12 protein-coding genes and 1 tRNA gene are annotated in these 15,391 nt (G+C 58.4%); 1 reads left to right on the top strand and 12 read right to left on the bottom strand.

All coding sequences use genetic code 11. The features are described 5' to 3' along the window. Positions 1–417 precede the first annotated feature (417 nt). The 10 genes from htpG to DWV32_RS08015 form a co-directional block, all read right to left on the bottom strand. Positions 418–2,442 carry a molecular chaperone HtpG gene (gene htpG / locus DWV32_RS08060; RefSeq protein WP_117757829.1) on the bottom strand — a complete coding sequence of 675 codons (2,025 nt, stop codon included), beginning with the start codon at positions 2,440–2,442 and terminating at the stop codon, positions 418–420. A gap of 202 nt (positions 2,443–2,644) precedes the next feature. Continuing rightward, the gene (locus DWV32_RS08055) at positions 2,645–3,145 is read right to left on the bottom strand and encodes a GNAT family N-acetyltransferase (RefSeq protein ID WP_117637372.1); all 501 of its coding nucleotides are present in this window, start codon (positions 3,143–3,145) and stop codon (positions 2,645–2,647) included. A 39-nt stretch (positions 3,146–3,184) separates the two neighbouring features. Beyond that, positions 3,185–3,835, bottom strand: a complete 651-nt coding sequence (locus DWV32_RS08050; RefSeq protein ID WP_055250497.1) for a tyrosine-protein phosphatase — start codon at positions 3,833–3,835, stop codon at positions 3,185–3,187. 17 nt (positions 3,836–3,852) lie between these two features. Continuing rightward, positions 3,853–4,590 carry a CpsD/CapB family tyrosine-protein kinase gene (locus tag DWV32_RS08045; RefSeq protein WP_055250501.1) on the bottom strand — a complete coding sequence of 246 codons (738 nt, stop codon included), beginning with the start codon at positions 4,588–4,590 and terminating at the stop codon, positions 3,853–3,855. Positions 4,591–4,592: 2 nt separating this feature from the next. Next, the gene (locus DWV32_RS08040; RefSeq protein ID WP_055250503.1) at positions 4,593–5,249 is read right to left on the bottom strand and encodes a YveK family protein; all 657 of its coding nucleotides are present in this window, start codon (positions 5,247–5,249) and stop codon (positions 4,593–4,595) included. A 195-nt stretch (positions 5,250–5,444) separates the two neighbouring features. Then, positions 5,445–6,869, bottom strand: coding sequence for a cell wall metabolism sensor histidine kinase WalK (locus DWV32_RS08035; RefSeq protein ID WP_117757828.1), 1,425 nt, complete (start codon positions 6,867–6,869; stop codon positions 5,445–5,447). Positions 6,870–6,872: 3 nt separating this feature from the next. Then, positions 6,873–7,601: a response regulator transcription factor gene (locus tag DWV32_RS08030; RefSeq protein ID WP_089572665.1), complete on the bottom strand. Its 729-nt coding sequence runs from the start codon at positions 7,599–7,601 to the stop codon at positions 6,873–6,875. A gap of 64 nt (positions 7,602–7,665) precedes the next feature. Continuing rightward, positions 7,666–8,541 carry a phosphate ABC transporter ATP-binding protein PstB gene (gene pstB / locus DWV32_RS08025; RefSeq protein WP_199577000.1) on the bottom strand — a complete coding sequence of 292 codons (876 nt, stop codon included), beginning with the start codon at positions 8,539–8,541 and terminating at the stop codon, positions 7,666–7,668. A gap of 103 nt (positions 8,542–8,644) precedes the next feature. Further along, positions 8,645–9,883: a sensor histidine kinase KdpD gene (locus DWV32_RS08020; RefSeq protein ID WP_117647938.1), complete on the bottom strand. Its 1,239-nt coding sequence runs from the start codon at positions 9,881–9,883 to the stop codon at positions 8,645–8,647. A 25-nt stretch (positions 9,884–9,908) separates the two neighbouring features. Beyond that, the gene (locus DWV32_RS08015; protein WP_117637374.1) at positions 9,909–10,604 is read right to left on the bottom strand and encodes a response regulator transcription factor; all 696 of its coding nucleotides are present in this window, start codon (positions 10,602–10,604) and stop codon (positions 9,909–9,911) included. 197 nt (positions 10,605–10,801) lie between these two features. Here DWV32_RS08015 and DWV32_RS08010 point away from each other — a divergent pair, with 197 nt between their 5' ends. After that, entirely contained in the window at positions 10,802–12,142 is a 1,341-nt protein-coding gene (locus tag DWV32_RS08010) for a D-alanyl-D-alanine carboxypeptidase family protein (protein ID WP_158566118.1), read from the top strand. Positions 12,143–12,463: 321 nt separating this feature from the next. On the opposite strand, the gene DWV32_RS08005 is transcribed toward DWV32_RS08010, so the two are convergent. Together DWV32_RS08005 and DWV32_RS08000 are read right to left on the bottom strand one after the other, a co-directional pair. Further along, positions 12,464–12,554: transfer RNA gene (locus tag DWV32_RS08005), tRNA-Ser, on the bottom strand. Positions 12,555–12,646: 92 nt separating this feature from the next. Further along, positions 12,647–15,088 (bottom strand): lipopolysaccharide assembly protein LapB, encoded by a 2,442-nt coding sequence (locus DWV32_RS08000; RefSeq protein ID WP_117757826.1) that lies wholly within the window; start codon positions 15,086–15,088, stop codon positions 12,647–12,649. Between the last annotated feature and the right edge of the window lie 303 nt (positions 15,089–15,391).

Genomic DNA, 15,391 nt, shown 5'->3' with positions numbered 1-15,391 from the left:
GTAGGCGCTTTAGCGTCTCGAAGCACAATGGTATTGAGTTTTGCGGGTAGCAATATACTACGAAGATTAGTTAACGTACAGTTGTACAGTATCTCAAATTTCAGCAGGTCACAAAACCACAACCCGCACAAATTAGCAATCCGATTAGTCGTTGGGGACGTTCTTAAACGACTAGTCAAACAAGAACGTCCCCAACGACTACTCATTTATGTCTGTCCCCAATGAGTAGGTAGCAGCAATGGCAACGTCGATGTTTTGGTAGCGACAGCGAAAGCCCGCCAGAGCGAGCAAGGTGCCTTGAAACGAGACGGCATTGACCTTCTGGTCATGCCGCCGAAGTTGAAAGGCAGATTGCCGCTCTGGCGGGCTTGCAGCGTCGAGTGGTTACGCGGTTCGTAGAACCGCGTAACCCCCTAGTTACATAAGCTCGCAGACAGCCGCCGCGAAGGCAACGGGATCCTCGGGGAGGATGCCCTCGACCAGCAGAGCCTGGTCATAGAGCAGACCGGAGTACTGCTTGATCTTGTCGGCGTCGCCCGCCTTCTGGGCAGCGACAAGCTTGTCAAAGACCGGGTGCTTAGCGTTGAGCTCGAGCACGCGCTGGCTCTTGGGCATGCCGTCGGGCGCGCCCTCGGGTCCCTTCTGGAGCACCTTCTCCATCTCGAGCGAAAGCGGGCCCTCGGTGGTGATGCAAGCGGGGGCATCGGTCAAGCGCGCGGAGACGGCAACTTTCTCGACCTTGCCACCGAGCGCCTCCTTCATAGCACTAAAGAGGTCCTCGTTTTCCTTGGTGGCGTCCTCGGCCTCCTTCTTTTCGTCCTCGGTCGCCAGATCAAGATCGCCAGTCGCGACGTTCTTGAGCTCCAGGTGACGATCCTCGACCTCGGGCTCGGCACCGTCGGCCACGGCCTTTTCGGCAGCCTCGCGAGCTGCATCGTCCTCGTAGATCTTGGGCATATCGGCGGCAACGTACTCACGCATGGCCTGGAAGGTGAACTCATCCACGTCCTGCGTCAGAAGCAACACGTCGTAACCGCGGTCGAGCACGCCCTTTACCACGGGCATCTTGGCCAAGCGCTCACGCGAGTCGCCGGCGGCGTAGTAGATGGCCTTCTGGTCCTCGGGCATACCCTTGGCATACTCGGCCAGGGTAATCATCTTCTGTTCCTTGGCAGACCAGAACAGCAGCAGGTCGGCAAGCTCATCGGCCTTCATGCCATAGCTCGAGTAGATGCCGTACTTAAGGCCGCGGCCAAAGTTTTCGAAGAACTTCTCGTAGGCCTCGCGGTCGTTGTCACGCATATCCTCAAGGTCGGCGGTAATCTTCTTTTCCACGCGCTTGGCGATGGCCTTGAGCTGACGGTTCTGCTGCAGCGTCTCGCGCGAGATGTTGAGCGACACGTCGGCGGAATCCACGACGCCGCGGACAAAGTTGTAGTAGTCGGGCAGCAGGTCGTCGCACTTCTCCATAATCAGAACGTTGGAGCTGTAGAGCGCCAGACCCTTCTCGTAGTCCTTGCTGTACAGATCGAACGGCGCGCGGCCCGGCACAAACAGCAGGGCGTCATACTCGAGCGTGCCCTCGGCATGGAAGCTGATGGTGCGCGCCGGATCGTCAAAGTCGTGGAACGTAGACTTGTAGAACTCGTCGTAGTCCTTCTGCTCGACATCGGAGCTGCGTTTCTTCCAGATCGGTGTCATGGAATTGACGGTCTCGAGCTCCTGGTAGTCCTCGTACTCGGGCGTGTAGTCATCGCCAGCATCCTCGGGCTTGGGCTTCTGGCGGCTCTTGGACACCATCATCTGTATCGGGTAGCGCACATAGTTGCTGTACTGCTGAATCAGGCTCTTGAGGCCCCACTCGGTCAGGAAGCGATCGTAGGTCTCGGCCTCGCCGTCGGCGTCGAGCTTCTCGTTCTCGCGCAGCGTCAGGATGACATCGGTGCCGTGCTCGGCGCGCTCGCCATCCTCGATGGTGTAACCCTCAAGACCATCAGACTCCCACACGTGAGCGGTGTCCTCGCCATAGGCGCGGCTGACGACCTTCACGTGGCTGGCGACCATAAAGGCGGAGTAGAAACCCACGCCAAACTGACCGATGATGTCGACATCGGAACCCTGCTGCTCGGCGTTCTCAGTCTTAAACTCCTCGGAGCCGGAATGGGCGATGGTGCCCAGATTGCGCTCGAGCTCCTCGGCGGTCATGCCGATACCGTTATCCGAAATGGTGATGGTACGGGCATCTTTATCAAAGGAAACACGAATAGCCAGGTCGCCCTGGTCGAGCTTGACGCTCGGGTCCTGCAGGCTCTTAAAGTTGAGCTTGTCGACGGCATCGCTCGCGTTGGAGATAAGCTCGCGCAGGAAGATTTCCTTATTGGTGTAGATGGAGTTGATCATGAGGTCGAGCAGTTTTTTGCTCTCGGTCTTAAATTGACGCATGTGCAGTCCTTTCGCGCTACCCCCGTCCGCAAAAACGGCCCGGTTGCCCGAGCCGCATTGCAGACCTGCTATGTTCAGACTTAGATTTTATAACCCATTAGCGCGCATATATACATACGGAATCGAAAAACTGTATGTCCAAACGCTCTGATGCGCCAATTGCCAAGGAGTGTCCCCGACTGCCGGCAGGAAAGGAACGTCCCTATCTGCCATCTACGCGCTTGGCCATCCAAGCATGGGGCTGGCCCTCGTCTTCGTAGTCCACCGGGGCAATCTGCGTGTAACCCGCCTTGGCATAGAGCGGCAGCACGTATTCCTGCGCATGCAGCTTAATGAGCTTGGCGCCGGCATCACGCGCGCACGTATCACTGGCCTCGACAATCTTGCTCGCCAAACCGCGACGGCGCATGCTCGGCAGCACGGCCACGCGCCCCATAATGTAGGTCTCCCCCGCCGCGACGCCTTCGTCCAAGTCGCACGCCGGCGACACCGGAGCCTCTGCGTCAGCTGCGCGCTCGAGTTCTTCGGGAAACACGCGCGAGCAACCGGCAAGCTCACCGTCTACATAGAGCGTCACATGAATGCAGTTCGGATCCTCGTCGATAGCGTCAAACTCATTCTCGTAGCCCTGCTCGTCCATAAAAACGACGCGGCGCACCAACGCCGCGTCATCAAAGCATCCCGTCTTAAGTTGGATATCCATGGCTGCCCTTTCATTCAATGCGAACGTTAGGGACAGATTTTAGCGAAAGTGAGCTCCGCGCACGCTAAACTTCGCGCGAGCCTTCGCCAGGCAGTCGTAATGACCCACGTTATGGGCATCGCTCGCGATGAAGCTGTACAGGTTCTGATCGAACAGGCGCTGTGCCGGCTTTTTCTCGCGACCAAAGCGACCGCCGGCAATAAAGTCCGCCGAAGCCTGCAGCTTGCAGCCCATATCGACCAGGCGCTCCGCCACGCTTACATCCTTTTGAACCGCACGATAGCGCTCAGGATGAGCGATGATCACCTGATAGCCACGGCACTGCAAATCGTAAATCGTGTTCTCGTACTCTCTAAACGCATACGCATCGGCATGCGTCGAAAGCTCGAGCAGAAACTCGTTGGTCCCATCGAAATGCAAGTGATCCGCGGCATCGATACCAAGCTCAACGAGCTTTCGATGGTTGACCTCGAAGCCCATCTGGAGCGGAAAACCGTCAGCGTTATCGCGCAGCAGCTCAAAGGCATCCCACATCTTGTCGTAATCAAAATAGGGATCACGGCAGTGAGGAGTGCAAACGATTCTGGTTACACCGGCCCGCTTGGCAGCCTCGAGCATCGCCAAGCTCTCTTCGAGATCGGCGGCGCCGTCGTCTACACCCGGCAAGATATGGCAATGAATGTCACGCATAGGTCAGCCTTAATCAACTAAACGTTTGCTCGGTTGGTGAAAATGCCCTTTTTGGAAGTGCCCTGATCGTCGGAGCCCTTCTTAACCTTCTTACCGTCCTTGGTGTAGTAAGAATAATAGTACTCGCTGGTCTCGGTCTCACAGTAATTCATGACGGTACCGATGAGCTTGACCTTCTCGGACTTCTTAAGCTGGGCGATAGCGTTGAGCGCCTCTTCGCGCTTGGTAAAGTCCTCGCGCACCACGAACAGCGCGCCGTCGGTCAGGCTGGCAATCTCGGCAGCATCGATGAAGGTGCCGACCGGAGGAGCATCGAAGATGACGTACTGGAACTTAGCAGACAGTGCCTTGACCAGCTTGGCAAAGCGATGGGAGACGATGATGTCGGCAGGATTGGGAATATGCGGCTCAGCATCGAGGAAGTAGAAGTTCTTCTGACCCGTCTCGACAATTGCCTGGTCAATGGAGATCTGCTCGGAAAGGACCGCATAGAGTCCGCCGCGCGAACGAACGCCGAGCATATCGGAAAGGGACCTGCGGCGCATATCGGCCTCGACCAGGAGCACGGACTTGCCGCTCGTGGCGATTGCCTGAGCAAGGTTAATGGAAACCGTAGACTTGCCCTCGTTGGGAATCGAGGAGGTAACGGTGATGGTGCGAATGGGGTCATCCACGCTCGCAAAGCGGATGTTGGCCAGAAGGGTCTTGGCGGCATTCTGCACAACGAGCTTATCGGTGTTCTTTGCCTTAGCCATGCCTATTTACCACCTTTCATAGCCGGAATTCGGCCAACAACGGGAATACCCAGGAGCTCTTCTGCCTCTTCGGCACCGCGGATGCGGGTATTGAGCATGTCTGCCAAAACGACATAGGCAACTGCGATAAAGATACCGGCGAGGAACGCGACGGCAATATACAGCGTGCGCTTGGGGCCGCTGGGGGCTTCGGGGGTCTTAGCCTCGTCGATAACGTTGATGCTCTGGGCAGCGCCGACGTTCTGAGCGACCGTACTCACCGAGCTGGCAATGGCCTTTGCGACCTCAGCCGTCTCCTTGGCATCGGTGCCGGTAACCGAAAGCGTAATGACACGCGTGGTGGTCTCGGAGGAAACAGACACCTTGTAGTCATCCAGATCGGTAAGGCCCAGTTCTTTGGCGGCGCCGCTCTTAACGCTATCGCTATCCAGCAGCGTGGCGATATCGTTGGAAAGCATCTGGCTCGCCGAGAGATCGTTGTAGCTCATCTGACCGCTATCGTCGGTCTTGGCGAGAATGTACATGCTCGTCGTCGCGGTATAGGTGTTGTCCATCGCAACGAAGGACACGATGCCCATGGCGATCGCGCAGACCACCGGAAGGGTGATGACCAGCTTGAGGTGCTTCTTCAGCAGCTGGAACAGTTCGAGAAGGGTCATGCAGCTTGCCTTTCATTTCCCCAGTTCGGATTGACAAAACTGTCCGTATGTTATCGCATCTTTTTACCGAGACCAAACTCTATACATAAGAAACAGGCTCTCCTGTAAAAATGTCGGAAGCAATCGTAAAATTGCGCAACAACGCCGCACCCGAAAGTCAAATGCGGCGTCTACATCAATATCTATGTTGTATCGCTATGCGAATGGCTCGTCCTGCTGTATGGGAAACGCCACCGTAATGGTGGTTCCCACGCCCAACTCGCTCGATAGATCGAGCGTGGCGTGATGATACAGGGCCGCATGCTTGACAATGGCAAGCCCCAGGCCGGTTCCGCCGCGTGCCTTGGATCTACTCTTGTCCACGCGATAGAACCGCTCAAATACCTTGCCCTGTTCTTCAGGCGCGATACCGATTCCCGTGTCGGCGACCGCGAGGAACGGATGGCCTTCGTCGTTGGTGCCGCACTGCAGCGTAACCGTACCGCCGGGCCGATTGTAGCGGATGGCGTTGCTTGCCAGATTGTAGATGAGCTCGTCAATCAAGCGCGACACGCCTTCGATGACCACAGGCTTGGTCTCATGACTTATCGTCACATTCGCTTGACGGGCGACCTGTTCAAGACGCTGCTCAACCGTGTAGATGGCACGCGAGAGCTCAATAGGCTCCGTGGACCCAATGGGCACCGCCTCGCCCTCAGTCGCACGCTCGGCCTCGTCCAAGTTAGACAGCGTAAGGATATCGTTGACAAGCGCTGCCAAGCGGCCCGCCTCACGATAGATACGACCGCCAAAGTTGCGCAGGTCATCCTCGCCCTCAACCATGCCGTTTGCGATGAGCTCGGCATAGCCCGAAATCGCCGTAAGCGGCGTCTTGAGCTCATGAGTGATATTCGCCGTGAACTCGCGGCGCATACGGTCGTTGTCCGCTAGCACCGCCATTTGGCGCTTGAGTTCCTGGCGCTGCGACTCGATACGCTCAAGCATGGGGACCATCTCGGCATAGGCGTGCTCATAGCTACGGCGCGGGTGGTCCAAATCCACCTCTTGCAACGGCGCGATGATGGCACGGGACTCGCGGCGCGCCATGAAAAACGAGAGTACCGCACCCGCTGCTGCGATAAGCAGCATCGGCGCCACCATCGACAGCAAAATCGCCGCAACGCCAGGCTGGGCCTGCGCCAAGCGGACAACCTGGCCGTTATCAAGGGCGACGGCGCGATACAGCATAATCTCGTCGAGCGTAGAGCTTGCGCGCTCCGCGGAACCCGAACCACTCTCAAAGGCCTCGATGACCTCGGGGCGATCGCCATGGTTGGGCAGTGTGGAAGGCGACGCCTCGTTGTCGTAGGCAACCGATCCATCCTTGTTAATCAGCGTGATGCGTAAGTCCTCGCGATCGAGGCTACGCAAGAACGGGATGGGCTCCTGCTGCTCGTCGAGGGCGGCAGCAATGAGCTCGGTTTCCTGCGCCAGATTGGCACTCGTGGCATCCGCCAAGGTGTTTTGCACAAAGAACGCACCCAGCACCGTAAACGCCACGATAACCGCCATGGCGCAAACAAAGATCGTCACAAAAACGCGGTGCGACAGCGTATGTTTTCCCTGGGGGGCGAAGACCACGGGTTACTCCTCCGATGCGGTGGCCGCGGTGTCGTCGCCTTCGGCACCATCACCGGCAGAAGGCTCGGCCAGGCGATAACCCACGCCGCGCACGGTCTCGATGGCGCTGGCATGCTCGCCCAGTTTTTGGCGAAGCGTCTGCACGTGCACGTCAACGGTGCGCGAACCGCCGTCGAAGTCCCAGCCCCACACGCTCTGCAGCAACGACTCGCGGGTAAAGACCACGCCGGGCTTGCGCATGAGGTACTCGAGCAGGTCGAACTCGCGCAGGGTGAGCTTAAGCGGCTCGCCGGCAACGGTCACCTCGCGATGGCTGGGCGAAAGCACGATGTCGCCTACGCTGAGCACATCGCTCGCCTGCTTGACCATGCCGCCGCGACGCAGCAGTGCGCGGCAGCGGCTCGCAAGCTCCATGAGCGAAAACGGCTTAGTCAGGTAATCGTCGGCACCGCCATCGAGCGCCATCACCTTGTCGAGCTCAGTGTCCTTGGCGGTAAGCATCATGATGGGCACCGTCGCCGTCAGGCGATCGGCACGCAGGCGGCGCATAATCGCCAAGCCATCGGTGTCGGGCAGCATGATATCGAGCAGCACAGCATCGGGCACCCGTCGCGCCACGGCAGCTTTAAACTCGCCATCGCACGAAAAGCCCTCGGCCTCGATTCCCTGCTTGCGCAGCGCGTAGACCGTCAAATCCCTGATGTTGTCATCGTCCTCGACGTAATAGATCATGTTGAACCCCTTTGCGGCCGATATGACCGCATCTTAACCCTAAAAGCACCTGTAAAAGACAGCGTCAGCCAAAACGCCCCGTCAAATAATCCGCCGTGCGCGGATCGGACGGATTTTTGAAGAGTTGCGCGGTAGGCGCGTGCTCCACCAGCTCACCCAGCAAAAAGAACGCAACCGAATCGGAAATACGCGCGGCCTGCTGCATGTTGTGCGTCACGACCACCAGCGTGCAGGTTTCCTTGAGCTCGCAGGCAAGCTGCTCCACCACGAGCGTCGACACGGGGTCGAGCGCCGAGGTCGGCTCGTCCATCAGCAGAATGTCGGGCTGCACGGCAAGTGCGCGGGCGATGCACAGGCGCTGCTGCTGTCCACCCGAAAGACCCAGGCCCGGCTCCTTGAGCTTGTCCTTGACCTCATCCCATAGCGCAGCGCGACGAAGGGAGTCCTCGACCAGCTCATCGAGCACGGCGCGGTCGCGCACACCCATACCGCGAGGACCGTAGGCGACATTGTCGTAGATGCTCATGGGAAATGGGTTGGGGCGTTGGAACACCATGCCCACGCGCTGGCGCAAACGGCAGATGTCGCAATCGCCCAGGATATCTTGACCATCGAGCGCAATCTTGCCCTCGATGCGGCAATCCTTGATGCCGTCGTTCATGCGGTTAAAGCAGCGCAGCAACGTGGACTTTCCGCAGCCCGAAGGCCCGATGAACGAGGTGATCTGCTTGTCGCGGATCTTGATATTCACGTCCTTGAGCGCATGGTGGTCGCCATAGAACAGGTCGAGGCCCTCGACGTCGATGCGCGTCGGCGAGGCGGCAAGATCCTCTGCCGTGGGGCGAGTCGCATCCCCAACCTCGCGCTCATGCGCGGCCTCGGCCTGCGCTTCCATGAGTTCTTCAAGCTCCGTGGGCTCCACAGCCGCAGCAGCCGTCATACCGCACACCTCCATATCGATATCAATTCAGCAGTATCGATAGTAGGAATCGCGGCTCATACGCACGTGAGCACATTGTCAAGTGTTTGTAAGGGCACGCTAGCTATGCGGCGGGCAGCTCGATGGTGAATATCGTGTGTTCGGGCGTCGATTCGCATGCAACGGTACCGCCGTGTGCCGCGATGATCTCCTTGGCAATAGCAAGGCCCAAACCGGCACCACCGCGATTGGTCGCACGCGCCGCATCCAGGCGATAGAACTTCTCAAAGATTACCTTGAGCTTAGCCGCAGGGATAGGATCGCCCTGATTGATAAAGCGCACGCGCACGCCGCCATCGTCTTGGCGCCTGGCCTCAATCGTGATAGTCGAGCCCTCATAGCTATAGGCGACGGCGTTTTTCATGATGTTGTTAAACACGCGGGCCATCTTATCGCCATCCACGAGCACCGTCAGGTCCTCGCGAATATCAACCTGGGCTTCCTTATGTTGCTCGTTGAGGATGGGATAGAACTCGTCAGCCACCTGAGCCAGCAGCAACCCCAGATCAACATAGCCGCGCGTGAGCACGATATCGTGGAAGTCAAAGCGCGTGATATCGAAGAACTCTTCGATGAGCGCATCGAGCCGGTGCGCCTTGTCGAGCGCCACGCCCGTAAAGTGCGCACGTTGCTCAACCGGCAGCTCAGGAGCCTCTTGCAGCAGCGAAAGATAGCCCACCACACTGGCAAGCGGGGTGCGTAGGTCATGTGCCAAGTACGTGACCAGATCGTCCTTGCGATGAGACTCGTCACGCAAGGCCTGTTGCACCTTGCGCTCGCGATCGCGCACACGGTTGAGTGCGCCCTCGACCTCCAGGAAGTCGCCGTCGATGTTGTCCCAGGTGTCGGGGTGATCGATCAGGCGATCTTGAATACGAGCGGCCAGCACACAATCGGCATGCTGCTCGCCCTGCTCATAGCCCTGGTAGTACAGGGCGCGGCCGCAAAAGAACAGCACGCACACGGCAAGCGCCAGCACAAAGCCAAGCATGTTGAATACAAAGCCGGCATCGAACAGCACCGGCCCTTCGATGCCGCCGAGTGCCATGGCGCCAATCGCCAACGTCATGGCCCACGCGGCACCGCCAATCACCACGCAGCGGCGTACGATTTCAAATCGATCGATCAGCAAAAAGCCGACAAGCAGCACCGCCAAGATTCCAGCGATGTTATCGATGCCAATCAGCAGCAGGCTCAGCAAAAAGAGCAGCACCGTTGCAAGCGCGCGGTTGTCGACGACCGACCTCACGTATTCAAAAAGTCGATCGGGCACCTCGAATGCCTGCCTATCGTCTTTTGTCATATCCACTTCCCCACCATCAAAGGCGTTATTCGATTATGTAGCCGACGCCCCAGACGTTTTTGATAAAGCGCGGCTTTTGAGCGTCGTCACCGATCTTTTCGCGCAGGTGGCGAATGTGCACCATCACCGTATTGTTGGAGCCGGGCATAAAATCCTCGTTCCACACCGCGCGGAACAGATCCTCCACGGCCACCACACTGCCGCGATGCTCGACCAGATACAGCAAGATGGAATACTCGATGGGCGTGAGGCGCACCGGCGCACCGTCCACCATTACGGAACGAGCATCGCGGTTGATCTCCAGGCCGTCGAGCTGAATGATCGGCGACTCGGCCACCTGCGCGCGGCTACCGTAGCTGGTGTAGCGGCGAAGCTGAGCATGCACGCGCGCGATGAGCTCAAGCGGACGGAACGGCTTAACCACGTAATCGTCCGCGCCAAGCGAAAGGCCCTCGATCTTGTCTTGCTGGGCATCGCGCGCCGTCAGCATGATCACGGGATAGGTATGGCTGGAACGGATCGTACGCAGCAACTCAAGCCCATCGATATCGGGCAGCATGACATCGAGCAGTGCCAGGTCAAACTCTTGTTCCAGAATTGCCTTGGCCGCATCGGCCCCGCTATAGGCGACCTGTACGTCAAAGCCTTCTTTTGTAAGGTAGATACCAACCAAGTCGGCGATGGCCTTTTCGTCATCAACTACCAAAATGCGCTCGTTCATGCGTGCTCCTCTCGCGCTCCATTATGCCCGAGGGGGCGCATGCCACACACAACAAGCGTGGGTGATTAAGTCGGCCTTAAGCACCCTTGTGCCCGTTCGGGCGCGGATGTGGGCCACGCACGCACGCGATGATCGCCGATGCCGGCAAACGATATACTCTAGTTCCAGAAGAGACCATCCCGTCGAAAGCGAAATCTGTGAAGTCCCTCACCTCTTTTGCAAAGCGCTCAGCCCAGCTTGCCGCCGGCTTTGTCTGCGCTATCGCCCTTACCGCTGGCGCGCCCACCGTCGCCGGCGCCCAAGTGCTCACGACCGACAATGTCTGCGGCAAAACCGCCGATGCACGCGGCATCACGGCCGAAAATCTACCCGATATCGATGCGACCAATGCCTTCGTCATGGGCAAAGACGGCACCGTCTACTATGGGCGCGGCGCCGATGAGCAGGTCAAAATCGCCTCGATCACCAAGGTCATGACCGCAATCCTAACCGTTGAGAATTGCAAGATGAACGAGAAGGTCACGGTGAGCAACGCCGCAGCCACCGTGGGTAATTCGACCGCCGGCTTGCTCGAAGGCGACGAGCTTACCGTGGAGCAGGCGCTGCGCGGCCTGATGATTCCCTCGGGCAACGACGCCGCCATCGTGCTCGCCGAATATGTGGGCAAGAAGATCGACCCTAAGACCAAAGACGCCGAGGCCACATTTGTGAAGGTCATGAACGAGCGCGCTAAGAAGCTCGGCTGCACCGGTACGCTTTTTGAAAACCCGCATGGTCTGGACTTTGATGAGTGGGCTGGCGATATGCACTCAACCGCACACGACGTAGCGCTGATGATGCAGGAGGCCATGAAAAACGACACGATCCGCGAGGTCGTAGCGAGCGAGGATTCCTGGATCGAGGTCACGGGCGCCGACGGCACCGACCATTCGCATTCCATGGACACGCATAACTATTTGCTGGGCCAAGATGGCAACATCGGTGGCAAGACCGGCACTACCGACGATGCAGGCTATTGCTTTACGGGTGCCTACAACCGCGATGGCGACGAGATCTACACTGTCGTTTTGAACTCCACCACCACCGACCAGCGCTTTACCGATACCGCAATCCTTGCCAATTGGTACTACGGTCACAAGGTGACGGTCGCAATCGCCAACACGCAGGAAAAGACCGCCAACGGCAACCCGCTTATGGCGCGCATTGGTCAAACCGACTGGACTGATAAGACGATCGACGCCACACTCGCCGATCCTACGGCGCAAGCGACCGTGTTTTCCCTTGCCGGCGAGGTGACCGAAAAGGTTAGCTACGACGATCTTTCGGGCGCGGTGCATGTGGGCGACAAGGTGGGCAGCATTACGCTCAAGCAGGACGGCACCAAGATCGCCGTCATGGATTTGGTTGCCGACGAGGAAGGCTCGGGGCCGAATCCCATTGAGTGGCTACTCGTGAAGCTCGACCGCCTGGGCCGCCGCATCGACAACCGCCCACTCACGGCAGAAAGCGAGACCGTCGCCAAGGCGCCCGAGGTGTAAGGTCGAAGAACAATATACTCGCTGAAAGGAGGTGTCCGAAAGGATGCCTCTTTTTTTGAGGGTTCGAATCCCCAGCCTCCTTTCTCCGCACAAAAAAGGGCCCCAAATGGGACCCTTCTTTCAAGTCATACTGGCGGAGAGCTGGGGATGTCCGGGCATGCTGCGCATGCCCTCCGGCTTCAAAGCCTGGCGGCTTTTCGCCCACGGGCTACAAACGCTTTCGCGTTTGCTTAACGCCCGTGCCCTCTCGGGTTCGAATCCCCAGCCTCCTTTCTCCGCACAAAAAAGGGCCCCAAATGGGACCCTTCTTTCAAGTCATACTGGCGGAGAGCTGGGGATTCGAACCCCAGATGCCCTTTTGGGGCATACTCGCTTAGCAGGCGAGCACCTTCGGCCTCTCGGTCAGCTCTCCGTAACAGCCGTTCTATAGTAACCAAACAGCCAAGGATGAGCAAGAGGAAATTTTCTAATTGCCTAGCAGCCTTTCTTCCTTGGAAGCTTCGCCTACCCCAGCGAGCGGTTGAGGGAGCCGAGCTCGTCGTTGCCCATGGTGCGCCACATTTGGAAGATGCAACCGCGCGCCAGGAAAAAGAAACCGTTATCGACCAGTCGCACAGCGGCATCTGCCAGCTGATTCGTCACGGCGGACACTGGCGGCAGCTCTAGTCCAGCCTTGTGGATGGTCTCGACCGCTTCCTCGAACGTCGGAGGCTCGCTGACGCCCATCTCGTTCATAAGGCCCTGCATTTCTTCCAGCGCGCTGCTGCCCGACTCCTCGCCGCGCGGCACCAGACGGTAACAAGCCAGCGCCAGGTCGAGCTGATCGCAATTCCAATAGGCAAACGCCAAGCGATAGAACAGGTAGCCGATTGCAGAACGATCGCTGGCAATACGTAGGCCGTGGCGCGCCACCTCGATAATCTCGTCAAAGCGCTCCAGACGCGCAAGCACGTTGATGAGCGCAAAGTGCGACTGCATGGACGAGCGCGCCAGATCGTAAAGATGGCGCACCTCGGGCAGTGCTCGTTCAAAGTCCTCTTGCTCGGCGTAAAAGCTGCAGATCTCGTGCTGGGCAAAGTACAGCGCATCGGGCGCACGAAGGATTCGCACAGAGCGGTCTTCTTCCAACACCGGTAGCACCATGCGCACCAGCTGGTTATCGCAAAACTGCGTTTGAACCGGACCTGTCGCCAAAAGCTCGGCGACGGCGCACTTAGCCTCCAACTCCTCAACAAGACGGGAAAAGCCTTCAAAAGCACCTGTACGGTCGACTTTTGCCTGCTCGCGCAATTCAACAACACGGGCCACGTATGGGTCGTCGTCCTCTTCCATGACCTCCAACTCGTCAGCCATATCGGCAAGCAGCAGATCGCGCAGCGCCGGCGGCAGCGTGCGATGGTCATCACGCGGACGAGCATGAACCTCCGCCGGCTCAATCGTCTCCGGAGCGGTTGACTCATACGCCTCAAGTACACGCTTGCACGGCATATCGTCCATGTCCATGCCCTCAAGATCCTTGGCGACAGACACGCAATCGGCCAGATAGGCCGCGCGCCCAAAGAAATATGTTGCGACAACGCGCTCGCCCTGCTCACCGTCGGGAGCAGCAATCTGCACATAGCAGCGCGTGATGCAGGTGCCCGCGGCAAAACACGCTGCTGCAAGCGTGATTGCCACGCGCGCATCGTGCTCCGCGGACCAGATCGTGCGCGTGTCCTCGTCCAGCTCGCGCCAGGCGTCATCTTGAGCGTCGTATTCACGTTGCGGCATGGCGTCCACGACAGACTGCCCAAACCGAACGAGCATAATCCCCTCGGCAACGTTTGCCCGATAGGTATAGTCGAGCCTTGTGACCACGTTAAGCGCCTCGACAATACGCGCGAAGCGGGTACGCACATCCCACTCACCGCCCGGCTGGCACGAAACCGTTCCCGGTTTGGCCCACGGGTTATCGCTCGAGGCCGTATCGAGCAGTCGGGGAACATCGTTGGTCGTCTTGGCGATATGCCACGCATCAAAGAGCGCGCAGCCCTCAAGGCTCGGCGAGGATGCCGCAGGGACCAATCCGGCCCCGATGCGCTCAAGGATGCCGGAGAGGCGGTTGAGACGGCACTCGATGGCAAGCAGCATGTCAATCTCGTCCTGGTCCAGCAGGCTACGATCAAAATTGAGATAGAAAAGCTTTGAACGATCAATGCGAGCCAGGCTCATCTCGGACTTGGCAGCGATGGTGCGCAGGCGGGGCAAGTCAATTTCACTCATAAGGGCAGCGGCATAGCGCTCGATACCGCTCGGATTCTCGGCATGGTCAACGCGGTAAAGCAGCGTCTCGATAGCATCAGGGAGCGGTGCCGTGTTAAAGCCCAAAAACACCTCGACCGGCTCGGGCAACTTTACGAGCTTGATCTTGTCGATAACGTTTTGCATACCCTCGTCGAGTCCGTCGGCGTCCGCCGTGCTCGCAATGGTATTTTCGGAGTCAGCGAATATCACGTAGCGCAGGAACATCGATGCCATGAACTCACCGTAAGGAAGGGAGCGGGTCGAATTCCATGTCTCGTGATCGGACTGTTCGCGCATGGGACCTTCGGGAGAGCCGACGGTTCGCGCGCACGCGCGCATCGTGCCGTTTGCTCCCCTCACCATAATCTCACCAATACCGGAGTCCGACTCGTCAAGGACCAGTTCCATGTCGGGATCGTTGGGCAGCGGAGCCTCGCTGACGGGGCGGTCCACCTTGTACACCTCACCCGAAACGCTTACGTAGCCCAAAAGCGACACATGGCTTTTGCCAACGAATTCGACGACATAACAAGATTCATGCTGATCCTCGCCAAAGAGTTTCCAGACCACGCCATATGAGCGTCCCGCAGGCTGCTCGGGCATCGCCGGAAAGCGCTTCTTGGGATCGAGAAACCTGAGCTTGTATGTCGGACGCTCTGCCACGGAATATCACCCTGATCGGTCGCTTGAAGAAGGAGTGGTCGCGAATAAGTCGCGACATCTACTCGGAATCTTACACGAGTCGACAGGAAATCGTCCCTTTGGACGAAAGCACTCAAGCTGGCGTAAAAGAAAAGCCCCCGTTGCCGGGAGCTTTAATCTCAAATGGTGCGGCGTATAGGATTCCGCGCATCCGCTGCGCGGATCCGCACCGGCTTCGCCCGCCTGCCGGCGTGCTCGCCCGCGGGCTAAAAACGCTCCGCGTTTTCTTTACGCCCGCGCCTCGACCGAGGTTCGAATCAATGC

The sequence above is a fragment of the Collinsella sp. AF04-24 genome, from assembly GCF_003465685.1.
Taxonomy (GTDB): Bacteria; Actinomycetota; Coriobacteriia; order Coriobacteriales; family Coriobacteriaceae; genus Collinsella; species Collinsella aerofaciens_AP.
This window is presented reverse-complemented; position numbering and strand designations above follow the sequence as displayed.